We start from the raw sequence: 26,169 nt of genomic DNA, 5'->3' as shown, positions 1-26,169 counted from the left end.
GCCGCCGAGACCCGAGTCGGCCCAGTCCGGGGGTTCGTAGCCGAACCCGACCCGGTCGAAGGCGAGGGTGGCGGGGCCGTTGTCGCGCCGGTCGAGCACCGTCTGCCCGTACGGCATGTCGCCGGTGGCGGTGAGGACCCGTTGGAGCCGGTCCCAGCCGGCGACGCTGCGCGGCAGTTCGGCGAGCACCCAGCCGATCGCGCGGACCGGGAAGGCCAGCACGGTGAACAGGAACGCGACGCTGACCAGTTCGGTGACGGTGACCGCGCCCTGGCGCAGCCGGAACGCCCCGATCAGCAGCACGGCCAGGGTGCCGAGGCTGGGCAGGGTGTCGAGCATCGGGTCGAAGACGCCGCGCAGCCGGCCGACGGAGATCAGCGCGTCGCGCAGTTCGCCGGCCCGGAGGGCGAACCGTTCGGTCTCCTGCGCCTCCCGGCCCATGGTCTTGACCACCAGGGCGCCGTCGAAGCTCTCGTGCGCGATCGCGCTGACCTCGGCCCGCAGTTGCTGGGCGCGGGTCTGGCGGGGGGCCATCCGGCGGGAGTAGACGACGTTGAGTGCGAACAGGGCCGGGAAGATCGCCATGCCGACCATGGCCAGCACCCAGTCGGTGAGGAACAGCGAGCCGATCGCGGCGACCAGCATCACCAGCGTGCCGACGGCGAACGGCAGCGGCGCGATCGGGTACCAGGCGGCCTCGACGTCGGAGTTGGCGTTGGACAGCAGGGTTCCGGTGGCGTGCCGGTGGTGCCAGGACAGCGGCAGGTCCAGGTAGCGGCGGGTGACCCGGCGCCGGTACGTGGCCTGGAGCCGGTACTGCATGTAACCGGCGGCGATCCGGCGCCCGAAGACGCCCAGCACCTTGAACAGGCTGACCGCGACCAGGGCGGCGGCGGCGAGCGCGACCAGCCCGGCGTCGGCCCGCCCGTCGGTGATCGACGGGACCACCACGTTCCCGACGATCGCCCCGACGACGTACGCGCTGGCGATGGTGACCAGCCCGAAGAGCACGCTGCCGCTGACCGCGACGGCGAAGATCCGCGGTTCCTCACGAATCGCCCAGCCGAGAATCCGCAGTCCCCGCCCGGGTACATCCCGACTTGTCCTGGTCGCCACTCGCTCCCCCGCCGTAAGCCACGCCTGTCCTCCCCATCCTTACCGATCTGGGGGGTCGGTGACGATCTGGGTCCGATTGTGTCTGCTGTCACAGCAATCGTCACCCGAGCCGGCCGTCCGCCGCCCGAGCCGACCGAACCGATCACGCCTACGATCGACAACATGCCCCGGTACGCCGATTCGGAACGCCAGTCGCTCGCCGACCTCCTGCTCAGGCTCGGCCCGGACGCGCCGACCATCAACGAGGGTTGGCAGACCCGGCACCTCGCCGCCCACCTGGTGCTCCGGGAACGGCGACCGGACGCCTCGGCCGGACTCGTGATCCCGGCGTTGGGCGGGCGCACCGAGCGGCTGTTGCAGCAGATGGCCGCCGAGCCGTACGCCGACCTGATCGCCCGGCTGCGCCGCCCACCCCGGTGGGGCCTGCTGACCAACCCGCTCGTCAACGAGCTGGTCAACGGTCTCGAATTTTTCGTGCACCACGAGGACGTACGCCGGGCCCAGCCGGACTGGCAGCCCCGCGAGTTGTCCCCCGGCCACCAGGCGGCGGTCTGGAAGCAGGTGCCGTTGATGGCCCGGATGGCACTGCGCCGGTTCCCGGCCGCGCTGCTCGTCCAGGCCCCCGGTCACGGCGAGCGCCCCGCCGGAGCCGGCGGTGAATCGCTGCGCGTGGTGGGTGCCCCCAGCGAACTGGCGCTGTTCCTGATGGGCCGGCAGCGGGTGGCGAGGGTCCAACTGACCGGCCCAACCCCCCTGACCGAGCAGCTCCGGACCACCAAACTCGGCAACTGACCCCCCACCCCCCCACCCCCCACCCCCCCCCACCCCCCACCCCCCCACCGCCCCCTCGGGCGACGTACCCCTCCCGTCGATCTAGGGCAAATACATGTGTGTTGATCTCCGATCACCACCATTTGCCCTAGATCGACGGCGGGGAGGGGCGGGGAGGGGCGGGGAGCGGGGGCCGGTTGGCGCTCGGTGCTGACCGGTGGCCGCAGGGGGCCGGCGGTTCGTCGCCCGCGCGCAAGTTGCACCGGATCCGGTAACCCGCGGGACGCCCGGTGGCCGTAGGCTTCATCGCGCACCTCTGCCGGATACCGCGTACCGCTCGGCGGCCGTGGCGTCCGGTCCACCTCTCGACAACCTTCAACGGCGCGGACCCGATGCGGCGGCTCACGAGCGGTTGGGTGGCGGGAGGCGTTCACCGGCACACCCCCGCTGGTGCCCGGCCGCGCTCGCTCGCCCGGCCGGTCCGTCCTCCGTGGACGGTGGCCAGAGTGCCGTGGGCGTCTCCACGCCCGACCGCCGCCAGTCGCGGTGGGCCCCGTGCGACAGGGGGCAACATGCGGTCCTTCGCCGCGGCGGCACTCATCGTGCCGCCGTTTCCGGCGCGTCTCAACCCGCACGCCGCCGAGTCCGCCGCCCGGTCCGCCCGGTGGGCGGCCGAACTCGGCCTGATCGTGACCTCCGACGCTGCCCGGCGACTCGACCGGGCGAACGCCGGTGACCTCGCCGGGCGGGCCTGCCCGGACGCGGACCCGGATCGGCTCGACCTGCTCACCGACCTGGTGACCTGGCTGTTCGCCTTCGACGACGCGTGCGACGACGACGGCCTGGGCGCCGATCCGGGCCGGCTGTCGCCGGTGGTGAGCCGGCTGCTCGACGTACTCGACCTGCTCGGAGAGCCGCCGCCACCGGCGGTACTCGCCGCCGCCGGTCCCACCGGCGCGGGACTGCACGACCTGTGCCTACGGCTGCGCCGAAGCGATCGCCCCGACCTGCTGGTGCGCTTCGCCGCCCGGTTCCGCGACTACCTGCTCGCCCTGCTCTGGGAGGCCGCGAACCGGGAACACCACCGGGTGCCGGCCGTCGACGAGTACATCCAGATGCGGCGGCACACCGGTGCCGTACATCCCAGCTTCACGCTGACCGACCACGCCCGCGACGCCCGGCCGGGGGCGGCCGCGCTCGCCGATCCGCGACTGTCCGCACTCGACCGCTGGGCCGCCGACCTGGTCTGCTGGTGCAACGACGTCTTCTCGTACGGCAAGGAGCGCCGGCTGGAGCAGGACGGGCACAACCTGACCATGGTGATCGCCCGGGAGACCGGGCAGGACGAGCAGACCGCACTCGCCGACGCGGCCGGGCGGTTCAACCACGGACTCGACGCGTACCTGCGGTTGGAGGAACTGGTGCTCGACGGTGCCGAGCCGGCGGTCGCCCGGTTCGTGGCGGGACGCCGGGACTGGATCCGGGCCACCTACGACTGGTCCCTGCACGCCACCCGGTACGCCTGACGACGCGGGGCCGGCCGTCAGTCGTCGTCCAGGCTCCAGGACTCGACCGGCTGGCCGGCCTCGCACCGGATCCGCACCTCGATCTTCCTGGTGGAGTTGGCGAAGGTCACCTCGGCGTCGTCGTCGGGACCTCGCTCCACCTCGCTGGCGGCGTACCCCTGGGCCGGCGCCCAGGAGGCCAGCCACACGTCGCGGCCCCGGCACTGCGCGACGACGGTGCCGCCGGGGGTGGACAGCACGCGACTCGCCCCGGACGGGGCGGTCGTGGCGGTTCCGGACGGGCCGACGGTCGGCGTCGTCGGCAACCCGTCCGGGTCGTCCGGCGCCGTCGGCAACCCGGCGGTGCCGTCGGGCGGCAGCGGCGTACGGGCCGGCGCGGACAGCGCCCTGGCCACCTCGTCGGCGCTGCGCACCTCACCGGCCGGGCCGGTCAGCTCGGTGCCGATCAGCTCCACGGCGGCGAGCCCGGTGCCGGTGGCGGCAGCCGCGGCGACCAGCCACCCGGCGACGGCGAGCAGAGTACGTCGAGCCATCCCCCGACTATGCCCCGCCGATCGTTAAGAGTGGGGCCGGCGAGTCCTAACGGACGGTTAAGCCGGCTCGGGAACCCTCGATCGGGTGTACCGGGCGGATAACGTGCCTGGTGTGGCCCGTCTACTACTCGTCGAGGACGATCCGGCGATCCGTACCCCGTTGCTGCGCGCGCTGCGCGAACGCGGCCACGCGGTCGCCGCCGCGAGCACCGCGATGACCGGGTTACAGACCGCGCTGGAGGACCGGCCGGACCTGGTGGTGCTCGACCTCGGCCTGCCCGATCTGGACGGCCTGGAACTGCTCCGGATGCTGCGCGCGGTGAGCACCGTCGCGGTGATCATCGCGACCGCGCGGGACGACGAGGCCGAGATCGTCCGGGGGCTCGACGCGGGCGCCGATGACTACGTGGTCAAACCGTTCACCGCCGCGCAGCTCGACGCCCGGATCCGGGCGGTGCTCCGGCGCGGCCCCGGCCTGTCGGAGGCGGCCGCCGTGCTGGTCGTCGGCGGGCTGCGGGTGGACCCGTCGGCCCGCCGGATCAGCCTGGCCGGTACGCCGGTGGAGCTGACCCCGCGCGAGTTCGACCTGCTGCACTACCTCGCCGGTCGGGCCGGTCAGGTGGTGAGCAAGCGGGAACTGCTCACCCAGGTCTGGCAGGTGCCGTACGGCGGCGCCGACAAGACCGTCGACGTGCATCTGTCCTGGCTGCGCCGCAAGCTCGGGGAGACCGCCGACTCGCCGCGTTACCTGCACACCGTGCGCGGGGTCGGGATCCGCCTCGACGCCCCACCGGAGGATCGGGGCGCAGTCCGGCTCGACGGCCCACCGGAGGAGCGGTGAGGCGGCGGCTGGCGCTGCTGGTCGCCGCCACGATGTGCCTGGTGCTGCTCGCCTTCCTGGTGCCGCTGGCGCTGCTGCTGCGGACGGTCGCCCGGGACCGGGCGGTGGTGGCGGCCAGTGTGGACGTGCAGGGGCTGGTCCCGTTCGCCGGCAGCGCCGGGCCGGAGGAGCTGCGCCGGGGCGCCGAGCAGACGATGGTCGCCACCGGCCGCCCGGTCACCGTCTTCCTGCCCGACGGCACGGTGCTGGGCACGTCGGCACCCCGCAGCGACGGGGTGCGGTTGGCGTCGCGGGGCGCGAGCCTGACCGTGGACGTCGACGGGGGCCGGGAGATCCTGGTCGCCGTGGCCGGTCGGCCGGACGGGGTGGCGGTGATCCGCACCTTCGTGCCGGAGGCCGAGCTGATCCGTGGGGTGCACCGGGCCTGGCTGGTGCTCGCCGGGCTCGGCGTCGCGCTGCTGCTGCTCGGGCTCTTCGTGGCCGACCGGCTGGCCCGCTCCCTGATCGTGCCGATCACCGAGCTGGCCACCGTCTCGCACCGGTTGGCCGCCGCGGATCTGGACGCGCGGGCGGAACCGGCCGGCCCGCCGGAGCTGCGGAAGGTCGCCGGTGCGCTCAACCACCTCGCCGGGCGGATCCAGGAACTGCTCCGGGAGGAACGCGAGCAGGTCGCGGACCTGTCGCACCGGCTGCGTACGCCGTTGACCGCGCTCCGGCTGGAGTCCGAGTCGCTGGCCGGGCCGGGTGACGCCGAGCGGATCACCGCCCAGGTGGATGCCCTGGAACGGGCCGTCACCGGGCTGATCAGGCAGGCCCGGCGGCGGGGCGGGAGCGTGGTCGGGGACGCCTGCGACGCGGCCGGGGTGGTCCGGGACCGGGTGGCGTTCTGGTCGGTGCTCGCCGAGGACACCGGTCGCTCGATCGACCTCGGCCTGGCCGACGGGCCGCTGCCGGTGGGGCTGGCCGCCGACGAGCTGGGCGCGGTGGTGGACGCGTTGCTGGGCAACGTGTTCGCGCACACCCCGGACGGGACCGGTTTCGCCGTCGGCCTGACCGCGCGACCGGGTGGCGGCGCCCGGCTGACGGTGACCGACGAGGGACCCGGCCTGCCGGTGGCGCTGGTGCAGCCGGCCGCACTGCTCCGGCGGGGTACGAGTTCCGCCGGGTCGACCGGGCTCGGCCTGGACATCGCCCGCCGGGCGGCGGAGGTCAGCGGTGGTCGGCTGCGGCTTTCCGCCGGCCCGGACGGCGGGGCGCGGGTGGCGGTCGACCTCGGCCCGCCCCGGCCACCGGCGGCACCCGGCGCGGCCGGTCCGCGACCTTAACCTCGGCTTAGCACTCACGCAGCGCGCCGCTATCCACCGCCGGGCGAACCTCTGGGGACAACCAGGACGAGGAGGTTCGCCGTGAACCGCAAGATGTTGATCGTGATCACCGGTGGTGCGGTCGCCGCCGTCGTGGGCACCGGGATCGGGGTGGCCGCCGCCGGGGCGGACAACAGCCGGACGACCGCGACCGTGCCCGCGATCGCGATGCCGACCGAAACACCGGGCGGCACCCCCGGCGGTACGCCGACCTCGGCCCCGACGACGGATCCGTCCGGCAGCCCGGCGGCGAGCCCGACCGGTGTCCCGAGCGGTGCCCCGAGCGGCACCCCGGCCGGGGCCGGGGAGATCGGCCGTGACCGGGCCACCGAGATCGCGCTCGGCCGGTCCGGGGGTGGTCAGGTGACCGAGGTGGAACGGGAGCGGGAGCACGACCGGGAGGTCTGGAGCATCGAGATCACCAGGGACCGGACCGAGTACGAGGTGGACGTCGACGCGGTCAACGGGGAGATCGTGCAGGCCGAGGAGGAACCGGTCGACTCCGACGACGACAAGAACGGCAAGAACGACGACGATGACGACAACGACGACCGGGACGACGACTGACGTCGTTTCGCCCGTCGCCCGGTCACGGTGACGTGACGGCCGGTGCCCGGCTCGGCTCCCCTCGGGGGATGCCGGGCCGGGCACCGGATCGTACGGTCGGTCGACGGAGAGAAGATCGGTCGACCGCGACGTCAGTTGACGACGAAGAGCAGCCGGTTCGGCGAGCCGCTGCCGGGGCTGGTGACGACGTTCTGGGTCGCGTTGTCGTAGAGGTAGTTGCGCACCTGGGTCGGCGTGTAGGACGGGTTGGCCGAGAGCACCAGGGCCGCCGCGCCGGCCACGTGCGGCGCCGCCATCGACGTACCGCTGATGCTGTTGGTCGCGGTGTTGCTGGTGTACCAGGCCGAGGTGATCGACGAGCCCGGCGCGAAGATGTCCAGGCAGGTGCCGAAGTTCGAGTACGACGCCCGCGCGTCGGTGCTGGTGGTGGCGCCGACGGTGATCGCCGAGGCGGTACGGGCCGGCGAGGAGTTGCAGGCGTTGGCGCTGGAGTTGCCGGCCGCCAGGGCGTACGTCACGCCGGAGCTGATCGAGCTGGCCACCGCGTTGTCCAGGGCGCTGCTGGCGCCGCCACCGAGGCTCATGTTCGCCACCGCGGGCTTGACCGCGTTCTGGGTGACCCAGTTGACGCCGGCGATGACGCCCGCGTTGGTGCCGCTGCCGGAGCAGTTGAGCACCCGTACGCCGACCAGCCGGACCGCCTTGGCCACGCCGTACGCGCTGCCGCCGACGGTGCCGGCGACGTGCGTGCCGTGCCCGTTGCAGTCGTCGGCCGACCCGCCGTCGACCGCGTCGTAGCCGCTGGTGGCCCGCCCGCCGAAGTCGTTGTGGGAGAACCGGATGCCGGTGTCGATGATGTACGCCCGCACGTTGCTGGCCGTGTTCGGGTACGTGTACGACCGGTTCAGCGGGAGGGCGCGCTGGTCGATCCGGTCCAGCCCCCAGGAGGGCGGGTTGGTCTGGGTGGCGTTGATCGACACCACCTGGTCCTGCTCGACGTACGCGACGTCGGGGTGGGCGGCGAGGCGCTGGGCCGCCTTGGCGCTCAGCCGGGCCTCGAAGCCGTTGAGGGCGGCTCCGTACACCTGGGCGACGCTGCCGCCGTACTTGTCGGCGAGTTCGCCGGCCTTGGTCGGCACCGCCGTGGCGGCGCGTGCCGTGCCGGCCGCGGCGCCGACGGCACCGTCCTTGAGGACGACGATGTAGCTGCCCGCGACCGCGTTCGGGGTGCCGGCGAGGCGCACCTCGCCGGTTGCCGGTGCGGCGATGGCCGGGCTGGTGGTGGCTACCGCGGCGGTGGCCGACGCGATGAAGATCCCGAGCGCCAGCCGGCGCGCGTAGCGCAAGTCCGCACGTGTCATCTTCCGACTCCTCCCTGATCGTCCGATCCTGGACTGATCGAGGTCAGCCTATGTAGAAAAATCAGCGCCGCTCTATATCGAAATCCTCATACCATGCGCCGTCCGGACCATCGGGGGACCGGACGTTCGGCCATTGATCGCCCCGGTCGCTCCGGGGGTAGCCGAGGCCGGACCCCACGCAATACTGTCTAGTAACCAACATTTAACGTGATGCCCGTCACGCACCCATATTCGGAAGGCTGACCCCCTCATGGCTTTCGACCTCCCGTACCGGTCCGTCCCCGACATGTTCCTCCAGCGCGTCGCCGCCACCCCCGACCGGCAGGCGTTCGGCTACCCCGCGCCGGACGACTCCGGGCCGGCCTGGTTGACCTGGTCCCAGGTCGGCCAGCGGGCCAAGGCGGTCGCCGCCGGCCTGCGTGAACTCGGCGTCGGACGGGAGGACCGGGTCGCCATCCTGTCCAACACCCGCCTCGACTGGGTCGTCGCCGACCTCGGCATCATGTGCGCGGGCGGCGCGACCACCACGGTCTACCCGACCACCGAGCCGGAGGACGCGAGCTTCATCGTGGCCGACTCCGGCTCGCGGGTGCTGATCGCGGAGAACGCCACCCAGGCCGGCAAGATCGCCGGGGCGGACCTGCCCGCGCTGACCCACGTCGTGCTCGTCGACGGCGAGGCCGACCCGGCCGCAGCCGTGCCCCAGCTCACCCTCGCCGACCTGGAGATCCGGGGTACGCAGGTGCTCGACCAGGACCCCGAGCTGATCGAGCGGATCGTGGCCGAGATCAACGGGGACGACCTGGCCACCCTGATCTACACCTCGGGCACCACCGGACGACCGAAGGGCGTCGAGCTGCTGCACGCCGGTTGGGTCTGGGAGGGCGTACGCCAGGGAGAGTTCGAGCTACTCAAGCCGGAGGACCTGCAGTACCTCTGGCTGCCGCTGTCGCACTCGTTCGGCAAGACGCTGATCTGCGGCGTGATCCACGTCGGCCTGCGGACCTACGTCGACGGGCGGGTGGACAAGCTGGTCGAACTGCTCTCCGTGGTCCGGCCGACGCTGATGTGCGGTGCGCCCCGGGTCTTCGAGAAGGTCTACAACAAGGCGGTGACCACGGCGCAGTCCGGTGGCGGCGCCAAGGCGAAGATCTTCGCCTGGGCGGTCCGGACCGGCAAGGAGAAGGTCCGGCTGGAGCAGGCCGGTCACCCGGTGCCCGGCGGGCTGGCGTTCCGGTACCGGCTGGCGGAGAAGCTGGTCTTCAGCAAGCTCCAGGCCCGACTCGGCGGGCGGATCCGGGTGCTGGTCTCCGGTGCCGCCCCGCTGAGCCCGGAGATCGGCGCGTTCTTCGCCGCCGCCAACCTGCCGATCTCGGAGGGCTACGGACTGACCGAGACCAGCGCGGGCAACTTCGTCAACCGGCCCGGCCACCTGCGGATCGGTACGGTGGGCCAGCGCCTCGGCGACCTCGAATGCAAGATCGACGCCGACGGCGAGGTGCTGCTGCGCGGCGCCCCGGTGATGCGCGGCTACCACAACCTGCCCGGGGAGACCGCCGCCGCCTTCACCGAGGACGGCTTCTTCCGCACCGGAGACATCGGCACCCTCGACGACCAGGGCTACCTGAGGATCACCGACCGGAAGAAGGACCTGGTCAAGACGTCCGGCGGCAAGTACATCGCACCGTCGCACATCGAGGGTCTGTTCAAGGCGCTCTGCCCGTACACCTCGCAGGCGGTGGTGATCGGCCAGGCCCGCAACTACTGCGTCATGCTGGTCACCCTGGACCCGGACGCGATCGCCGGCTGGGCCGTCGGCGGCCCGCTGGCCGGTAAGCCGTACGCCGAGATCGTCGCCTCGGCCGAGGCCCGCGCCATGGTCGACGGGTACGTCAAGGAGCTCAACGGCAAGCTCAACCGCTGGGAGACCATCAAGAAGGTCACCATCCTCACCCGTGACCTGACCATCGAGGACGGCGAGCTGACCCCCTCACTGAAGATCAAGCGTCGCGGCGTGGAGGCCAACTTCGCCGCCGAGATCGACCGGTTGTACGAGGGCACCCTCGCCGAGATCTGACCCCACACCGCCTCGGCCGCTCCCCCGGCCGAGGCCGATCAGGGGCTGCCCGACCGGTGGCGCACCCCGCCCGCCGAGCAGCCCCTGACTCGGGCCCGTCGGTCGCGTTCCTTATGCGATGACCGCCGGTTCCCGCCACTGTGGACGGGACACGGAGCGGTCCAGGTCGTAGCGGACTGCGGCGATCCGGTGCACCGCCTCGACCAGGTCGGCGGCGGGCAGGGTGAACGGCAGCCGGAGGAAACGCTCCAGGGTGCCGTCCAGCCCGAACCGGGGTCCGGGCGCCAGCCGTACGCCCACCCCCTCGGCGGCGCGGGACAGTGCGCTGGAAATCGGCCCGTCCAGCTCCGCCCAGAGCGTCACCCCGCCCTGCGGCACCGTCACCTGCCAGTCCGGCAACGCGTCACGCAGGGCCGCGAGCAGGGCGTCGCGCTGCTCGGCCAACTGGATCCGCCGGGCGGGCACGATCGTCGCGGCGTCGGCGAGCAGGCGTACGGCGACCAGCTGGTCCAGCACCGGGCTGGCCATGTCGACCCCGACCCGCGCGGCGGCCAGCCGCTGCACCTGGGGTGCCGAGGCGCGTACCCAGCCGATCCGCAGGCCGCCCCAGTAGGGCTTGCTCATGCCGCCGATCGAGATCACCCGGGAGTGCCGGTCGAAGACGGCGACCGGCGGTGGCATCGGGGCACCGGTCAGCGACAGGTCCACGAAGGACTCGTCGGCGACCAGGTCGGTGCCGCCGGCGTGGGCCGCGGCGACCACCCGCTCGCGCAGGTCGGCCGACATCAGGTGCCCGGTCGGGTTCTGGAACTCCGGGATCAGGTAGGCCAGTCGGGGCCGGCTCTGACGCAACGCGCTGAGCAGCAGTTCGTCGTCCCAGCCGGCACCGCCCGGCGCCAGGCCGTGGGTGGCGATGCGGGCCCGCCGCGCGGCGAGCGCGGCCAGCGCGTTCGGATAGGTCGGTGACTCGACCAGTACGCTGCCGCCGGTCGGCAGGGTCAGCCGGAGCACCAGGTCGAGCGCGTGCTGGGTGCCGCTGGTCACCATGATCTGCTCGGCGCTGGTCGGCAGTCCCCGGGCGGTGTACTCGCCCGCGATCGCCTCGCGCAGCTCGATGATGCCGGTCGGGTGGTAACCGGCGCCGCCGAGGTAGCGGGGCAGGTCCTCGGCGGCGGCGCGGGCGGCCGGGACCAGCTCGGCCGGCGCGGCGAGCGCGGCGCAGCCCAGGTCGATCATGTCGAGGTCGTCCTGCGGGGTCCAGAGACCGGAGCTGGCGACCCGATGTCCACCGGGGAGCATGGTCCAGCTTCCGGCGCCGCGCCGGCTGTTCAGGTGGCCGCTCTCGCGCAACTCCCGGTACGCCGCGGTGACCGTGGTCCGGCTGACCAGCAGCGCCTCGGCCAGTTCACGTTCGGCCGGCAGCCGTACGCCCAGCGCCAGCCGCCCGTCGGCGAGCAGTCCGCGTATGGCGCTGGCGAGGGCGAGGTAGTCGGGGCTGCGCCGCCGGCCCGGCAACGAGTGCCACTGCCCCAGGAGCCGAGCCAATTGTGTGCCACGTACCAGCACCGTCATGGCCACCCACCCTCAATTGGCTCTCTTCCGGCCGTTGAATTGGTACTTAGAGTGGCACCCGTGACCGAAATTGGCAACCTTCGTGACCGGCTGACCCGGCGTCTCGTCCAGCTCTTCGCCGGCCTGGTCCTGTACGGCTTCAGCATGGCGCTGATGATCGAGTCGACGCTCGGCCTCGACCCGTGGGACGTCTTCCACCAGGGCCTGGCGGAACGCACCGGGCTCTCGTTCGGCACGGTGGTGATCGTGGTCGGCGCCCTGGTGCTGCTGCTCTGGATCCCGCTGCGGCAGCGCCCCGGCATCGGCACGGTCAGCAACGTGGTGGTGATCGGCGTGGTGGTCGACGCCGGCCAGTACCTCCTGCCGACCCCGTCCGCGTTCGCCACCCGGATCGGGTTCCTGGTCGCCGGCATCCTGCTCAACGGGGTGGCCACCGGCCTCTACCTGGGCGCCCGGCTCGGCCCCGGACCCCGCGACGGGCTGATGACCGGCTACGTCGCCCGCCGTCCGGGCCGCTCCATCCGACTGGTCCGTACGGTGATCGAGGTGAGCGTGCTCGTGATCGGCGTACTGCTCGGCGGCACGATCGGCGTCGGCACCGTCGCGTACGCGTTGGCCATCGGACCGCTCGCGCACCTGTTCATCCCGATGTTCCGGATCCCACCGACCGCCGCCGGTCCGGCCCCCGGCCAGCCGGCTACCGCCGGCACCGGACCGGCATAGACGATGTTCATCGTCGCAGGTCCGGGCGGTGCGAGCCGGTGAGGCGGGAAACACAGTCGCCGCAATGGTTCCCTCGGCGGCGATCACACGGCATCATTTCCCCATGGGGGAAGAAGGGTGGCGTTGGGCAGACGCCTGGATCTTCGTGTCGCTCGTGATCGCCGGAGGCGCCGGACGACACCGACGATCGGCGACGACCCGACGCCCCGAGGGTGTCCGCCTGGCCGACGTCCTCTCCACCGCTGACCACCTCAACCACGCCATTCCCGGACGGCACGAGGTCGAGGCTGCCGTCCGCCGGCTCGCCGGAGCCGGGCTGATCAACGTGGCCGACGGCTGGTTCCGGGTCACCCCGGCCGGCGAACACCTCTGGCGTACGCGTCCACGCAACGGCCTGGCCAGCGCGGTCGAGACGGTGCACACGGTGCTGGGCCGGCGGGCTGCTCCCGGCACCGCCGACTGGGACCTCGACGAGGACGAACACGCCGCCGCGGTGCTGGAGTTCTCCGCCCGCACCAGCGTGCCCCGGCCCCGCCGCTCCCCGGAGAACGACCCGAACTGACCGGCCGCCGCCACGCGGCGGGGTCGTGCACGTTATTCACTGGAGTGCGCCCACCCGGTTCCCGTAGCGTCGCCCGGACCGTGGTGGAGGGAGCGCGACCGTGGCAGGCAGGCGGGGCATGGTCAGCGCACCGGTCCGGGTGCTGGTCGTCGGCGACGTGCACGGCGAGTTCGAGCTGCTGGCCGACGCGTCGGCCGCCGTACGCCGACACCTCGGCCCGCTGGACGCCATCCTCGCCGTCGGCGACGTCGAACCGAACCGAGACGAGACGGACGCCGCCGGGGTGCACGGGCCGGCGAAGTACCGGCGGGTCGGCGACTTTCCGCTGGTCCACGAGGGACTGCTCGACCTGGGCGCCCCGCTGTACTTCATCGGCGGCAACCACGAGCCGTGGCCGGCGCTGGACGAGGCGGGACCGGGCTGGTGGAGCGACGGGGCGTACTTCCTCGGCCGGGCGGGGGTGGCCGAGGTCGCCGGCCTGCGGGTGGCGTTCCTGTCGGGCATCCACTCGCCCAGGGTCACCGCCCTGCCCCGGCCCCGCCGGGAGACGATCAGGGACCGGACCTACTACACGGCCGACGAGCTGCACCGGGTCGGTCGGGACGCGCGTCGGGGCGCTGAGGTGGACGTCCTGCTCACCCACGACTGGCCGGCGGGGATCGCCGAGCCGGACCGGGACCGGCCGATCGGAAAGGACGACCTGCGCGCGCTCTGCGAACGGATCCGGCCCCGATGGCACTTCTGCGGACACATGCACCGCCGGCACCGGGCCGTGATCGGGCCGACCGGAGTCGTCTGCCTGGGGCACATCCGCAGCGGGCGGGACGCGTACGCCGTACTCGAACGCGACGGCGACGGCCGCTTCACCCTGATCGAGGACATCCTCGGCCCGGCGGTTACCGGCGGATCGGGTGACCGGCGTCGTGCAGGGCGTCCTTGACCTCGCCGATGCTCAGCTCGCCGAAGTGGAAGACGCTGGCCGCGAGGACCGCGTCGGCACCGGCGTCGACCGCCGGGGGGAAGTCGGCGACCGCGCCGGCACCGCCGCTGGCGACCACCGGCACCTCGACCACCTGCCGTACGGCGCCGATCAGGGCCAGGTCGAAGCCGGCCTTGGTGCCGTCGGCGTCCATCGAGTTGAGCAGGATCTCCCCGGCGCCCAGTTCGGCCCCGCGCCGGGCCCACTCGACGGCGTCCAGGCCGGTGCCCCGGCGACCGCCGTGGGTGGTGACCTCGAACCCGCTCGGGGTGCTGCCGTCGGGTGCCCGGCGTACGTCGAGCGAGAGGACCAGCACCTGGCTGCCGAACCGCTCGGCGATCTCGGCGATCAGCTCCGGTCGGGCGATCGCGGCGGTGTTGACGCCGACCTTGTCCGCGCCGGCCCGCAGCAGCGTGTCGACGTCGGCGACCTTGCGTACGCCGCCGCCGACGGTGAGCGGGATGAACACCGACTCGGCGGTCCGGCGGACCACGTCGAGCATGGTGCCCCGGTCGTCGACCGAGGCGGTGACGTCAAGGAAGGTCAACTCGTCCGCGCCGGCCCGGTCGTACGCGGCGGCCAACTCGACCGGGTCACCGGCGTCGCGCAGGTCGAGGAAGTTGACCCCCTTGACCACCCGCCCGGCGTCCACGTCGAGACAGGGGATCACGCGCACCGCCACGGTCATGGGTCGAGCTTAACCGCCCGGCCGGACCGGCCCGACCGGGCGGCCCGGCTCAGCGGGTCTGGCCGAGGCGCAGGTCGACCTCGATGTTCCCCCGGGTGGCGTTGGAGTACGGGCAGACCTGGTGGGCCTGCTCGATGAGTTGCTCGGCGGCGGCCCGGTCGATCTCGGGCAGGTCGACCACGAGCGTCACGGCTAGGCCGAAGGCGCCGCCCTCGCCGCGCCCGATGCCGACCTCGGCGGTGACCACGGAGCCGGTGACATCGGCCTTGGTCTTGCGGCCGAGCAGTTTGACGGCGGAGTGGAAGCAGGCGGCGTAGCCGGCGGCGAAGAGCTGCTCGGGGTTGCTGCCGCCGCCCTCGCCGCCCATCTCCTTGGGCACCGCGAGGTCGATGTCGAGGGTCCCGTCGGTGGTACGGACCCGGCCGCCCCGGCCCTCGCCGGTGGACTGGGCCTCGGCGGTGTAGAGCACCTGCATGGTGATCACTGCTCCTTCTGCTGGTGGATCAGTTGGGTGATCTGGTTCAGCGTGCCGCGCAGCGCGACCAGGTCCCGCTCGCCCAGGCCGGTGGCCCGGACGATCCGCCGGGGCAGCTGCTCGACCCGCCCGCGCAGGGCGCGCCCGGTTTCGGTCAGCTCGATCTCGACCACCCGTTCGTCCCGGGCCGCCCGTTGCCGGGTCACCAGGCCGTCCCGCTCCATCCGCTTGAGCAGCGGGGAGAGGGTGCCCGAGTCCAGGTGCAGCTGGGCGCCGAGCTGCTTGACCGTGTGCGGTTCGTCGGGGCGTGCCCAGAGCACGAGCAGGACCAGGTACTGCGGGTAGGTGAGCCCGAACTCGTCCAGGATCGGCCGGTAGAGGTCGGTGACGGCACGGGAGGTGGCGTAGAGCGCGAAGCAGACCTGCCGGTCCAGCGCCAGTTCGTCCACGTCCATGACCAGAACAATAGCCCTCAATCAAGTTGTGCACAACTGATCCGGGTACGAGAAACCGCCACCCCGGAGGGGATGACGGTTCCGGACCTACTCGGCCAGTACGGCCAGCGCCTCGGCGACGGTGAACGCCCCGGAGTAGAGCGCCTTGCCGGCGATCACACCCTCGACCCCGATCGACTCCAGCGCGGCCAGCGCCCGCAGGTCGTCCAGGGTGGACACGCCACCGGAGGCGATCACCGGCGCATCGGTCCGGGAGCAGACCTCGCGCAACAGGTCCAGGTTCGGCCCGCGCATGGTCCCGTCCTTGGTGATGTCGGTCAGCACGTACCGGCTGGCACCGGCCTTGTCCAGGCGCTCCAGCACCTCGAACAGGTCACCGCCGTCGCGGGTCCAACCACGGGCCGACAGCGTACGGCCGCGTACGTCCAGCCCGATCGCCACCTTGTCGCCGTACTCGGCAAGGACGCGGTCGCACCAGATCGGGTCCTCCAGCGCGGCGGTGCCGATGTTGACCCGGGCCGCCCCGGTGCCGAGCGCCGCCCGCAGCGACTCGTCGTCGCGGATGCCACCGGAGAGCTCGACCGCCACGTCCACCCGCCGGACCACGTCGGCCAGCAGGTGCGCGTTCGACCCGCGGCCGAAGGCGGCGTCGAGGTCGACCAGGTGCAACCAGGTCGCCCCGTCCCGCTGCCAGGCCAGGGCGGCCTCCAGCGGATCGCCGTACGTCGTCTCGCTGCCCGCGGCGCCCTGGACCAGGCGGACCGCCCGGCCGTCGGCTACGTCGACGGCCGGAAACAGGGTGAGGCTCACAGTGTCTCCTGTAGCTAGGGGGTCTAGATCCGGCGGCCGAGCGCGAGCACCACGACCGCCGGCAGTACGAGCAGCAGCAACACGATCAGCCCCAGGCGCAACCCCGGATTGTCGACGAGGAACCAGATGGCGCCGAGCGCCGCGATCGACAGCACCGCCACCCCGGCCCGCTCGCCCCGGCTGCGCCGGGCGAACATCCGCCCGGTACGCCGATCCGGCAGCTTCGGCGTGAGTCGCCGCAGCAGCGTACGCCGTCGCTGCCGACGGGCCACCCGCCGGGCGCGTACGGCCCGTTCCCGCTCGGCCTCGGCCTCGCGTACCGCCCGTCGCCGGGCCCGCTCCTTGCTCACCGGCCCAGCCGCCCGGTCACAGCGTGCCCAGCCAGTTGCGCAGCAGGACCGCACCGGTGTCGGCGGACTTCTCCGGGTGGAACTGGGCGGCGTGCAGCACCCCGCGCTCCACCCCGGCGACGAACCGCCCACCGTGGGTCGCGGTCGTCACCCGTGCCCCCGCCCCGGCCAGGATGTCCGGATCGGCGGCGGCGTACGAGTGCACGAAGTAGAACCGGGCGTGCTCGGGCAGCCCGGCGAAGAGCACCGAACCGGGCGCCGGGTCGACCGTGTTCCAGCCCATGTGCGGCACCCGCTGCGCGGCGAGCCGGGTCACCCCGCCGGGCAGCAGGCCCAGCCCCTTGGTGACCACGCCGTGCTCCTCGCCGTATTCGAAAAGAATCTGCATGCCGACGCAGATGCCGAGCACCGGCCGGCCGGCGGCGACCCGCTCGGCGATCACCGGGCCGGCACCGAGCGCCTCGATCCCGGCCATGCAGGCCGCGTACGCCCCGACACCCGGCACCACCAGGCCGTCGGCGGCGGCGGCCGCGGCCAGGTCGTCGGTCACCGTGACCTCGGCACCGGCGCGGACCAGGGCGCGCTGCGCCGAGCGCAGGTTGCCCGACCCGTAGTCGAGCACCACCACGGCCGGCATCAGGAGTCCCCGGGCAGCAGCCAGAGCACGCCACCGGCGGTGGCCAGCAGGGCGAGCAGGCCGACGAAGGCGATCACGCCGGTCGAGGCGCCCTGCCGGTGCAGCGACCAGACCCCGCCGACCAGGACGCCGGCCAGGACGAACAGCGCCGGTGCCACTAGAGCGCGCCCTTGGTGCTGGGAATCGCCCCGGCGTTGCGCGCCTCGACGGTGACCGCCTCGCGCAGCGCCCGCGAGACCGCCTTGAACTGGGCCTCGACCACGTGGTGCGCGTCCGGGTGGCCGCCGTCGCGGGCCGCCCGCAGCACCGACACGTGCAGGGTCATCCGGGCCGACTGCCCGAACGACTCCCAGATGTGCCGGGTCAGGCTGGTCGGGTAGACCGGCCCGATGTACGGCGCCAGCGCCGGCTCGTCGTGCACCACGTACGGCCGACCGGAGAGGTCGACCGCGGCCCGGACCAGCACCTCGTCCATCGGGATGGTGGCCGAGCCGTACCGCCGGATCCCGGCCTTGTCGCCGAGCGCCTGGTCGAACGCGGTGCCCAGCGCCAGCGCGGTGTCCTCGACCGTGTGGTGTGCGTCGATCTCCAGGTCGCCGACGGTCTGCACGGTCAGGTCGAACCCGCCGTGCCGGGCGATCTGGTTCAGCATGTGGTCGTAGAAGCCGACGCCGGTGCTGATGTCGGCCTGGCCGGTGCCGTCGAGGTCGATCTCGACCAGCACCTTGGTCTCGTTGGTGGTCCGCTCGACCCGGGCGGTTCTGCTCACAGCGACTCCAGCACGATCGTCAACTCGGTCAGAAAGGCGTCCGTCTCGGCCGGGGTACCGGCGGTGACCCGAAGCCAGCCCGGCAGGCCGACGTCGCGGACCAGCACCCCCCGCTCGACCAGGGCCCGCCACACCACGCCCTGGTCCCCGCCGACCTCGAACAGGACGAAGTTCGCGTCGCTCTCGGCGACCCGCAGGCCCGCGCCGCGCAACGTGTCGACGATCCGGTCCCGCTGCACCTTGATCGCGTCGACGGTCGCCAGCAGCGCGTCCCGGTGCGCCAGCGCGGCCCGCGCGGCGGCCTGGGTGAGCGCCGACAGGTGGTACGGCAGCCGGACCAGCTGCACCGCGTCGACCACCGCCGGGTCGGCGGCCAGGTAGCCGAGCCGCCCCCCGGCGAAGCCGAACGCCTTGCTCATCGTCCGGGTCACCACCAGCCGGGGGTGGCCGGGCAGCAGGGCCAGCGCGGTCGGCGTACCGGGGCGGGCGAACTCCGCGTACGCCTCGTCGACCACCACCATGCCGGGCGCGACGGCCAGCACGGCGGTGACCACGGCCGGGTCGAGCGCGGTGCCGGTCGGGTTGTTCGGCGAGCAGAGCAGGACCAGGTCCGGCCGGTGCGCCTCGACCTGGGCGACCGCGTCGGCGGCGGTCAGCCCGAACTGTCCGTCGCGGCGCCCGTCGACCCAGGTGGTGCCGGTGCCCAGCGCCAGCAGCGGGTGCATCGAGTACGCCGGGGTGAAACCGAGCGCGGTCCGCCCCGGCCCACCGAACGCCTGGAGCAGTTGCTGCTGGATCTCGTTGGACCCGTTCGCCGCCCACAGGTTGGCGGTGTGCAGGCCGTGGCCCAGGTAGTCGGCCAGGTCGGCGCGCAGCGCCAGCGCGTCCCGGTCCGGGTAGCGGTTCAGGTCGGCCAGCTCCGCCGACAGCGCCTTGCCGATCGCGTCCACCACGGTCTCCGGGACCGGGTACGAGTTCTCGTTGGTGTTCAGCCGTACCGGCACGTCGAGCTGGGGTGCACCGTACGGGGAGCGGCCGCGCAGGTCCGGCCGCAGCGGCAGGTCGTCGAGGGTCGTCATGACGGCCGCCCGAGCCGCTGGTTCGGGAACCGGGCCGACACCGCCTGCCCGTGCGCGGGCAGGTCCTCCACCTCGGCCAGGGTCACCACGTACGGGGCGACGTCGCGCAGGGCCGCCTCGTCGTACTCGATGATGTGGATGCCGCGCAGGAAGGACTGCACCGACAGGCCGGAGGAGTGCCGGGCGCAGCCGCCGGTGGGCAGCACGTGGTTGGAGCCGGCGCAGTAGTCCCCGAGCGACACCGGCGCGTACGGCCCGACGAAGATCGCCCCGGCGTTGCGTACCCGCATCGCCCACTGCCGGGCGTCGACGGTCTGGATCTCCAGGTGCTCGGCCGCGTACGCGTCGACCACCCGCAGCCCGGCCGCCAGGTCGTCGACCAGCACGACCCCGCTCTGCTCGCCGGAGAGGGCCACGGTGATCCGCTCGACGTGCTTGGTCGCGGCGAGCTGACGGGTCAGCTCCTCCTCGACCGCGTCGGCCAGTGCGACCGACGGGGTGACCAGCACGCTCGCCGCCAGCGGGTCGTGTTCGGCCTGGCTGATCAGGTCGGCGGCGACGTGCGCGGGGTCGGCGGTGTCGTCGGCCAGTACGGCGATCTCGGTCGGCCCGGCCTCGGCGTCGATCCCGACCACGCCGCGCAGCAGCCGCTTGGCGGCGGTGACCCAGATGTTGCCCGGACCGGTGATCATGTCGACCGGCGCGCACCGGGTCGCCCCCGTGGCGTCGGTGTCGGCGCCGTACGCCAGCATCGCGACCGCCTGGGCACCGCCGACGGCGTAGACCTCGTCGACGCCGAGCAGGGCGCACGCGGCCAGCACCCGGTCGTCGGGCAGCCCGCCGTTCTCCTTCTGCGGCGGGCTCGCCACCACCAGCGACCGGACCCCGGCCGCCTGCGCCGGCACCACGTTCATGACCACCGTCGACGGGTACATGGCCAGGCCGCCGGGGACGTAGAGACCGACCCGGTCGACCGGCACCCAGCGCTCGGTGACCGTGCCGCCCGGCACCACCTCGGTGTGCGTGTCCGTGCGCCGCTGCTCGTCGTGGACCCGGCGGGCCCGGTTGATGCTCTCGGTCAGCGCGGCCCGGACCGCCGGGTCGAGCGCCCGCTCGGCGGCGGCGAGCGCCTGCGCCGGCACCCGGAACTGGTCGAGCTGCACGCCGTCGAATCGATGGCTGGCCTCGCGGATCGCGGCGAACCCGTCCGTGCGCACCGCCTCGACGATGGGGCGGATCTGCTCCGCCGCGACCGAGACGTCAAGCTGGGCCCGGGGCAGCAGGCCCCGTGGGTCACGCGCGCTACCGCGCAGGTCGATCCGATTCAGCACGTCCACGAGTCTAGGCGGCACCCGGCCGGCGCTTCGCGCACGCCCAGCGGGCGGGACGGTGAGACCGGCCACCGCACCCGTGCGGGGCAAAAACGGCTAGGCTCGACCGGTGCACGCACGGCTACCGGTCTTCCCGCTCGGGACGGTGCTCTTCCCTGGTCTGGTGCTGCCGCTGCACATCTTCGAGGAACGCTACCGGGTGCTGGTCCGGCACCTGATCGGGTTGCCCGACGGCACCCCGCGCGAGTTCGGTGTGGTCGCCATCCGCAGCGGTTGGGAGACCCAGCCGGCGCCCGGCCAGGTCGGCCCGGCCGCGCCGGCCGAGGCCGTCACCCTGCACGAGATCGGCTGTACGGCGGAGGTGCGGCAGGTCACCGAGCTGGCCGACGGGCGGTTCGACCTGGTGACGGTGGGGCGGCGCCGGTTCCGGATCAGCGAGGTCGACGAGGGCGCGCAGCCGTACCTGACCGCCGAGGTGGAGTGGCTGCCCGAGCCGGCGGGGCAGGAGGAGGCGGCCGACCTGCTGGCACCCCGGGTGCTGGCGGTGTTCCGGCAGTACCTCGGGCTGATCCGGGCCGACCCGGAGCAGCTCACCGAGCAGTTGCCGGACGACCCGACGGTGCTCTCGCACCTGGTGGCGGCGACCGCCGCGCTGACCCTGGCCGACCGGCAGCGGCTGCTCGCCACCCCGGACACCGCCGACCGGCTCCGGGCGGAGCTGCGGCTGCTCAGTCGCGAGGCGGCTCTGCTGCGTCAGGTGCGGGCGGTGCCGGTGCCGCTGGCGGAGTTGGCAGTGCCGCCGAGTCCCAACTGACGCCCGCCGTCGCGGGGTCGGAGTCCCAGCTGACGCCCACCGGTTCGGGTTCGGCACCGAGGCCCGCGTACCGGGACCAACCGGCCAGCAGGGTGTATATCACCACGGCACCGAAGGCCGGCACCAGCAGGTCGCCCCGGAGCACCGGGATGAAGCCGAAGAGCCACTCGAACCGGCCGGCGCGCAGGTCCGGCGGCTTGCTGAAGGCCGTACCGGCGGCCGCGGTCTCCAGCATCCGCTGGTACTCGCCGAGTCCGATCTGTCGACCCACCTGCCAGGCGACCACGGCCGCGCCGATCGCACCGAGCGCGACCACCACCATGCCGACCGGGCCCCGGTAGCGGCGCAGGAGCAGCCAGACCAGGAGCGCCGCGAGCAGCCCGAAGATGAGGCCGAAGAGGCTGAACCAGCCGTCCGCCGCGACGAACTCCTCCGGCTGCGGCTGGGCCAGCACCGCACCGCCCTCGGCCTGGATCACCGGCACCGAGGGTGCCACCGCCCGCCAGGCCAGCCCGAGCGGGGCACCGAGCACGGTCAGCACCAGGATGGCCACCACCGCCACGGTCAGCGTCCGCAGCGGCGCGCGCGGGCGGGGCGGCGCCGGATGGACGTACGCCAGGGGGTAGCCGTTGATCGGCGGGCCCGACGGTTCGGGTGCGCTCCCGGCGGCGCTGCCCGGCCCGGCCGGCGGCGTGTCGTCCCGCTGCGCCCCGGCCGACCCGGCAGCCTGCTCGGCGCGAGCCCCGGTGGGGCCGGGACCGTCCGGGGCGGCCGTCGCGGGCTGCCGGTTCTCGTCCCGGATGACGCTGGCGTCGTCGGCGGGATGCTGGTCGTCGGGGGTTGCCGGGCTCACCCCGTGATCCTCTCAGGCCGACCACCCCCACCGGGCGGCGGATCCGCGGACTGCCCGATCCGCGCGCCCAGCGGTAGCCGATCAGCGGCGGAAGCCGATCGGTCGGCGGTGACCGATCGGCCGGTAGCCGATCAGCCGGCGACGGCGCTCGGGCCGAGCAGTGCCTTGAGGTCGGCCATCAGCGCGGTGCTCGGCGCCACCCGCATCCGGCCCAGCCGCAGCAGGGTGCCCCGGGACCCGTTGACCAGCCGGACGTGCACCTCGGCCGAACCGGGATGACTGGTCAGCACCTCACGCAACCGTTCGACCAGGGGCGGTGTGCACCGCGACGGGGGCAGCGCCAGCACGACCGGCTTGATCTCGTCGACGGCGGTGATCTCCGGCATCGACATGTCCATCGCCATCAGCCGGGGCTGGTCGTCGCGGCGGTCCACCCGACCCTTGACCACCACGATCGCGTCCTCGGCGATGTACTGCCCGACCACCTCGTAGGTGTTCGGGAAGAACAGCACCTCGACCGCGCCGCCGAGGTCCTCCAGGGTGGCCGAGGCCCAGGCCCGGCCCTGCTTGGTGATCCGGCGCTGCACCCCGGAGAGGATGCCGGCGAGGTTGACGATCTGACCGTCGGAGACGTTGCCCTCCTCGGCCAGGGAGGCGATCGACATGTCGGCGGCGGCGGCGAGGACGTGCTCCACCCCGAACAGCGGGTGGTCGGAGACGTACAGGCCGAGCATCTCCCGCTCGAAGGTGAGCAGGTCGGTCTTGTCCCACTCGGTCGTCGGGATCGGCGGCGTGACGATCATGCCGGGGCCGCTGTCCCCGCCGCCGCCGAAGGCGTCGCCGAACAGGTCGTACTGACCGACGGCCTCGTTGCGCTTCAGGTCGAGGAACGAGTCGATCGCGTCGGTGTGCACCGCGAGCAGGCCCTTGCGGGTGTGCCCGAGCGAGTCGAACGCCCCCGCCTTGATCAGCGATTCGATGGTCTTCTTGTTGCAGGCGACCGCGTCGACCTTGCGCAGGTAGTCGTAGAAGTCGACGAACCGGCCCTTCTCCCTGCGGGAGCGGCGGATCGACTCGACCACGTTGGTGCCGACGTTGCGCACCGCGGCGAGACCGAACCGGATGTCCTCGCCGACCGCGGCGAACCGGGCGTTGGACTCGTTCACGTCCGGCGGCAGGACCTTGATCCCCATCCGGCGGCACTCCGCGAGGTAGACCGCGGACTTGTCCTTGTCGTCACCGACGGAGGTGAGCAGCGCGCCCATGTACTCGGCCGGGTAGTTCGCCTTCAGGTACGCCGTCCAGTACGACACCACCCCGTACGCGGCGCTGTGCGCCTTGTTGAACGCGTAGTCGGAGAACGGGACCAGGATGTCCCAGAGGGTCTTGATCGCCTCGTCGGAGTAGCCGTTGCCCTTCATACCGGCGGCGAACGGCTTGAACTCCTTGTCGAGGATCTCCTTCTTCTTCTTGCCCATCGCCCGGCGGAGCAGGTCCGCGGCGCCGAGGCTGTACCCGGCCACCTTCTGCGCGATCGCCATGACCTGCTCCTGGTAGACGATCAGCCCGTAGGTGTCGCCCAGGATGTCGGCCAGGGACTCGGCCAGCTCGGGGTGGATCGGCACCACCGGCTTGCGCTTGTTCTTCCGGTCGGCGTACTCGTTGTGGGCGTTGGCGCCCATCGGGCCGGGCCGGTAGAGGGCGCCGACGGCGGAGATGTCCTCGAAGTTGTCCGGTGCCATCGACCGCAGCAGGGCCCGCATCGGCCCGCCGTCGAACTGGAACACGCCCAGGGTGTCGCCCCGGCCGAGCAGGGCGTACGTCGCCTTGTCGTCCAGCGGCAGGTCCTCCAGGACCAGGTCGATGCCCCGGTTGTCCTTGATCGACTCCAGGCAGTCGTCCATGATGGTCAGGTTCCGCAGGCCGAGGAAGTCCATCTTGAGCAGGCCGATGGTCTCGCACGCACCCATGTCCCACTGGGTGATGATCGAGCCGTCCTGCTCGCGCTTGTGGATCGGCAGCACCTCAAGCAGTGGGTCGCGGGACAGGATGACCCCGGCGGCGTGCACACCCCACTGGCGCTTGAGGCCCTCCAGCCCCTTGGCGGTGTCGACGATCTTCGCCACTTCGGCGTCGGAGTCGTAGAGCGCCCGGAACTCGGCCGCCTCCTGGTAACGCTGGTGGTTCTTGTCGAAGATGCCGCCGAGCGGGATGTCCTTGCCCATCACCGCCGGGGGCATCGCCTTGGTGATCCGGTCGCCGACCGCGAACGGGTAGCCGAGCACCCGGGCCGCGTCCTTGATCGCCGCCTTCGCCTTGATCGTGCCGTACGTGATGATCTGCGCGACCCGGGCCTCGCCGTACTTCTCGGTGGCGTAGCGGATCATGTCGCCGCGCCGACGCTCGTCGAAGTCCATGTCGATGTCGGGCATCGAGATGCGGTCCGGGTTGAGGAACCGCTCGAAGAGCAGACCGTGCACCATCGGGTCCAACTCGGTGATCCCCAGCGCGTACGCGATCAGCGCACCGGCGGCCGACCCACGACCCGGACCGACCCGGATCTTCTCCCGCTTGGCGTACGCGATCAGGTCGGCGGTGACCAGGAAGTAGCCGGGGAAGCCCATCTTCAGGATCACGTCGAGTTCGTACTCGGCCTGCCGGAGCCGGTCCTCGGGCACCCCGCCCGGGAACCGCCGCTGCAACCCGCGCATGACCTCCTTGCGCAGGAAGGTCTCCTCGGTCTCGCCCTCGGGCACCGGGAACTGGGGCATCAGGTTCCGGGAGGCGAACACCTCCTTGTAGTCGCCGATCTTCTCGGCGATCTCCAGGGTGTTGTCGCAGGCGCCCGGCACCTCGGCGTCCCACAGCGCGCGCATCTCGGCCGGCGACTTCAGGTAGAAGTCGCGGGCGTCGAACCGGAACCGCTTCGGGTCGGCCATCGTCGAGCCGGACTGCACGCAGAGCAGCACCTCGTGCGCGTCGGCGTCGGCGGCGTGGGTGTAGTGCAGGTCGTTGGTGGCGATCGGCTTCAGGTTGAGCGTCTTGCCGAGCCGGATCAGGTCCTGGCGGATCCGGGTCTCGATGTCGAGGCCGTGGTCCATCAACTCCAGGTAGAAGTTGTCCGCGCCGAAGATGTCGCGGAACTCCGCCGCCGACTCGCACGCCTTCTCGAAGTTGCCGATCCGCAGCCAGGTCTGGATCTCACCCGACGGGCAGCCGGTGGTCGCGATGATGCCCTTGCCGTACTGGTTGAGCAGTTCCCGGTCGGCGCGCGGCTTGTAGAAGAAGCCCTCCAGGCTGGACCGGGAGGCGAGCGCGAACAGGTTGCGCAGCCCGTCGGCGTGCTGGGCCAGCAGCGTCATGTGGGTGTAGGCGCCGCTGCCGGAGACGTCGTTCTCGCCACCGTCGGCCCACCGCACCCTGGTCCGGTCCCGCCGGTCGGTGCCCGGCGTCAGGTACGCCTCCAGGCCCACGATCGGCTTCACCCCGGCCGCGGTCGCCTGCTTGTGGAAGTCGTACGCCCCGTACAGGTTGCCGTGGTCGGTCATGGCGAGCGCGGGCATGCCGAGCCGGTTGGTCTCGGCGAAGAGTTCCTTGAGCCGGGCCGCCCCGTCGAGCATCGAATACTCGGTGTGCGTGTGCAGGTGCACGAACGAGTCAGACACCGGGACCCCCTTCACCTCAGCGTCATCACCAGCGGGCGCCCACCCGCAAGGCACCGGTTTGGGCCGTCCGGGGGTCGCCAGACCGAGAAGCCTAGTCGCCCCGTCCGGCCGCCGACACGGGTGACACGGCCCCTTGAGAAGAGACACATCCGGCGTTCCTCCGGCCGCGCCGCCTTGACCTCCACCACACTCGCCGTCGACTGCGATACGGTCCCCACCGGCCATAGCAGCGTGTCAGGAAGCCGTAGCGT

Annotated in this window: 24 protein-coding genes and 2 pseudogenes; 10 read left to right on the top strand and 16 right to left on the bottom strand. The window is 72.6% G+C overall.

Annotation, left to right across the window (positions count from 1 at the left end; translation table 11 throughout):
* Positions 1–1,116: pseudogene (locus ACZ6QQ_RS03095) on the bottom strand (ABC transporter transmembrane domain-containing protein); the annotation flags it as partial.
* A gap of 162 nt (positions 1,117–1,278) precedes the next feature.
* Between ACZ6QQ_RS03095 and ACZ6QQ_RS03090 the strand changes: the two are divergent.
* Positions 1,279–1,908, top strand: a complete 630-nt coding sequence (locus tag ACZ6QQ_RS03090) for a TIGR03085 family metal-binding protein (protein WP_465873881.1) — start codon at positions 1,279–1,281, stop codon at positions 1,906–1,908.
* Between the two features lie 551 nt (positions 1,909–2,459).
* On the top strand, positions 2,460–3,413 hold the full coding sequence (locus ACZ6QQ_RS03085) for a terpene synthase family protein (protein WP_465873880.1): 954 nt from the start codon (positions 2,460–2,462) through the stop codon (positions 3,411–3,413).
* Between the two features lie 17 nt (positions 3,414–3,430).
* Here the strand turns inward: ACZ6QQ_RS03085 and ACZ6QQ_RS03080 are convergent, their stop codons facing one another.
* A complete protein-coding gene (locus ACZ6QQ_RS03080) occupies positions 3,431–3,946 on the bottom strand; it encodes a septum formation initiator (protein WP_465873878.1) in 516 nt (171 codons plus the stop codon).
* Between the two features lie 112 nt (positions 3,947–4,058).
* On the opposite strand from ACZ6QQ_RS03080, the gene ACZ6QQ_RS03075 reads away from it, so the two are divergent.
* The 3 genes from ACZ6QQ_RS03075 (at position 4,059) to ACZ6QQ_RS03065 (ending at position 6,718) form a co-directional block, all read left to right on the top strand.
* The gene (locus ACZ6QQ_RS03075; RefSeq protein WP_465873876.1) at positions 4,059–4,787 is read left to right on the top strand and encodes a response regulator transcription factor; all 729 of its coding nucleotides are present in this window, start codon (positions 4,059–4,061) and stop codon (positions 4,785–4,787) included.
* Positions 4,784–6,112 (top strand): sensor histidine kinase, encoded by a 1,329-nt coding sequence (locus ACZ6QQ_RS03070; RefSeq protein ID WP_465873874.1) that lies wholly within the window; start codon positions 4,784–4,786, stop codon positions 6,110–6,112. The genes ACZ6QQ_RS03075 and ACZ6QQ_RS03070 overlap by 4 nt, the downstream gene beginning before the upstream one ends.
* Positions 6,113–6,193: 81 nt before the next feature.
* A complete protein-coding gene (locus ACZ6QQ_RS03065; protein ID WP_465873872.1) occupies positions 6,194–6,718 on the top strand; it encodes a PepSY domain-containing protein in 525 nt (174 codons plus the stop codon).
* 131 nt (positions 6,719–6,849) lie between these two features.
* Here ACZ6QQ_RS03065 and ACZ6QQ_RS03060 read toward each other — a convergent pair whose 3' ends face one another.
* The gene (locus tag ACZ6QQ_RS03060; protein ID WP_465873870.1) at positions 6,850–8,079 is read right to left on the bottom strand and encodes a S8 family peptidase; all 1,230 of its coding nucleotides are present in this window, start codon (positions 8,077–8,079) and stop codon (positions 6,850–6,852) included.
* Positions 8,080–8,329: 250 nt separating this feature from the next.
* Between ACZ6QQ_RS03060 and ACZ6QQ_RS03055 the strand changes: the two genes are divergently transcribed.
* Positions 8,330–10,156, top strand: coding sequence for an AMP-dependent synthetase/ligase (locus ACZ6QQ_RS03055; protein WP_465873868.1), 1,827 nt, complete (start codon positions 8,330–8,332; stop codon positions 10,154–10,156).
* Between the two features lie 111 nt (positions 10,157–10,267).
* On the opposite strand, the gene yczR is transcribed toward ACZ6QQ_RS03055, so the two are convergent.
* Positions 10,268–11,728, bottom strand: coding sequence for a MocR-like transcription factor YczR (yczR, locus tag ACZ6QQ_RS03050; protein ID WP_465873867.1), 1,461 nt, complete (start codon positions 11,726–11,728; stop codon positions 10,268–10,270).
* A 60-nt stretch (positions 11,729–11,788) separates the two neighbouring features.
* Here yczR and yczE point away from each other — a divergent pair.
* The 3 genes and pseudogenes from yczE to ACZ6QQ_RS03035 all read left to right on the top strand — a co-directional run.
* A pseudogene (gene yczE / locus ACZ6QQ_RS03045) lies at positions 11,789–12,440 on the top strand (membrane protein YczE); the annotation flags it as partial.
* A gap of 114 nt (positions 12,441–12,554) precedes the next feature.
* Positions 12,555–13,013, top strand: coding sequence for a hypothetical protein (locus ACZ6QQ_RS03040; RefSeq protein ID WP_465874503.1), 459 nt, complete (start codon positions 12,555–12,557; stop codon positions 13,011–13,013).
* 100 nt (positions 13,014–13,113) lie between these two features.
* A complete protein-coding gene (locus ACZ6QQ_RS03035) occupies positions 13,114–13,953 on the top strand; it encodes a metallophosphoesterase family protein (RefSeq protein ID WP_465873865.1) in 840 nt (279 codons plus the stop codon).
* Here ACZ6QQ_RS03035 and hisF read toward each other — a convergent pair.
* From hisF to hisD, 10 genes are all read right to left on the bottom strand, one after another.
* Positions 13,910–14,680 (bottom strand): imidazole glycerol phosphate synthase subunit HisF, encoded by a 771-nt coding sequence (hisF, locus tag ACZ6QQ_RS03030; protein WP_465873863.1) that lies wholly within the window; start codon positions 14,678–14,680, stop codon positions 13,910–13,912. The two genes, ACZ6QQ_RS03035 and hisF, sit on opposite strands and share 44 nt — an antisense overlap.
* Before the next feature lie 49 nt (positions 14,681–14,729).
* On the bottom strand, positions 14,730–15,155 hold the full coding sequence (locus ACZ6QQ_RS03025) for an organic hydroperoxide resistance protein (protein WP_465874502.1): 426 nt from the start codon (positions 15,153–15,155) through the stop codon (positions 14,730–14,732).
* A gap of 5 nt (positions 15,156–15,160) precedes the next feature.
* Entirely contained in the window at positions 15,161–15,610 is a 450-nt protein-coding gene (locus tag ACZ6QQ_RS03020; RefSeq protein WP_465873861.1) for a MarR family winged helix-turn-helix transcriptional regulator, read from the bottom strand.
* An 87-nt stretch (positions 15,611–15,697) separates the two neighbouring features.
* Positions 15,698–16,420 (bottom strand): bifunctional 1-(5-phosphoribosyl)-5-((5-phosphoribosylamino)methylideneamino)imidazole-4-carboxamide isomerase/phosphoribosylanthranilate isomerase PriA, encoded by a 723-nt coding sequence (priA, locus tag ACZ6QQ_RS03015; RefSeq protein ID WP_465873860.1) that lies wholly within the window; start codon positions 16,418–16,420, stop codon positions 15,698–15,700.
* Positions 16,421–16,443: 23 nt separating this feature from the next.
* The gene (locus ACZ6QQ_RS03010) at positions 16,444–16,770 is read right to left on the bottom strand and encodes a hypothetical protein (protein WP_465873858.1); all 327 of its coding nucleotides are present in this window, start codon (positions 16,768–16,770) and stop codon (positions 16,444–16,446) included.
* Between the two features lie 16 nt (positions 16,771–16,786).
* Complete coding sequence (gene hisH, locus ACZ6QQ_RS03005) at positions 16,787–17,407, bottom strand: imidazole glycerol phosphate synthase subunit HisH (protein WP_465873856.1); 621 nt, start codon at positions 17,405–17,407, stop codon at positions 16,787–16,789.
* On the bottom strand, positions 17,407–17,565 hold the full coding sequence (locus ACZ6QQ_RS03000) for a hypothetical protein (protein ID WP_465873854.1): 159 nt from the start codon (positions 17,563–17,565) through the stop codon (positions 17,407–17,409). The genes hisH and ACZ6QQ_RS03000 overlap by 1 nt, the downstream gene beginning before the upstream one ends.
* Positions 17,565–18,176 carry an imidazoleglycerol-phosphate dehydratase HisB gene (gene hisB / locus ACZ6QQ_RS02995; protein ID WP_465873853.1) on the bottom strand — a complete coding sequence of 204 codons (612 nt, stop codon included), beginning with the start codon at positions 18,174–18,176 and terminating at the stop codon, positions 17,565–17,567. Before hisB ends, ACZ6QQ_RS03000 begins: the two co-directional genes overlap by 1 nt.
* Positions 18,173–19,255 carry a histidinol-phosphate transaminase gene (locus ACZ6QQ_RS02990; RefSeq protein WP_465873851.1) on the bottom strand — a complete coding sequence of 361 codons (1,083 nt, stop codon included), beginning with the start codon at positions 19,253–19,255 and terminating at the stop codon, positions 18,173–18,175. The genes hisB and ACZ6QQ_RS02990 overlap by 4 nt, the downstream gene beginning before the upstream one ends.
* Positions 19,252–20,586 carry a histidinol dehydrogenase gene (gene hisD, locus ACZ6QQ_RS02985; protein ID WP_465873850.1) on the bottom strand — a complete coding sequence of 445 codons (1,335 nt, stop codon included), beginning with the start codon at positions 20,584–20,586 and terminating at the stop codon, positions 19,252–19,254. The genes ACZ6QQ_RS02990 and hisD overlap by 4 nt, the downstream gene beginning before the upstream one ends.
* Before the next feature lie 109 nt (positions 20,587–20,695).
* Between hisD and ACZ6QQ_RS02980 the strand changes: the two genes are divergently transcribed.
* Positions 20,696–21,400, top strand: coding sequence for an LON peptidase substrate-binding domain-containing protein (locus tag ACZ6QQ_RS02980; protein WP_465873848.1), 705 nt, complete (start codon positions 20,696–20,698; stop codon positions 21,398–21,400).
* Here the strand turns inward: ACZ6QQ_RS02980 and ACZ6QQ_RS02975 are convergent.
* Both ACZ6QQ_RS02975 and dnaE read right to left on the bottom strand, forming a co-directional pair.
* Positions 21,315–22,202, bottom strand: coding sequence for a DUF2567 domain-containing protein (locus tag ACZ6QQ_RS02975; RefSeq protein ID WP_465874501.1), 888 nt, complete (start codon positions 22,200–22,202; stop codon positions 21,315–21,317). The genes ACZ6QQ_RS02980 and ACZ6QQ_RS02975 overlap by 86 nt on opposite strands.
* A gap of 182 nt (positions 22,203–22,384) precedes the next feature.
* The gene (gene dnaE, locus ACZ6QQ_RS02970; RefSeq protein ID WP_465873846.1) at positions 22,385–25,918 is read right to left on the bottom strand and encodes a DNA polymerase III subunit alpha; all 3,534 of its coding nucleotides are present in this window, start codon (positions 25,916–25,918) and stop codon (positions 22,385–22,387) included.
* Positions 25,919–26,169 lie beyond the last annotated feature (251 nt).

This window comes from Micromonospora sp. NPDC049529, from assembly GCF_055586685.1.
Note: the sequence above shows the minus strand (reverse complement) of the source record. Positions and strands in the feature narration are given on the sequence as shown.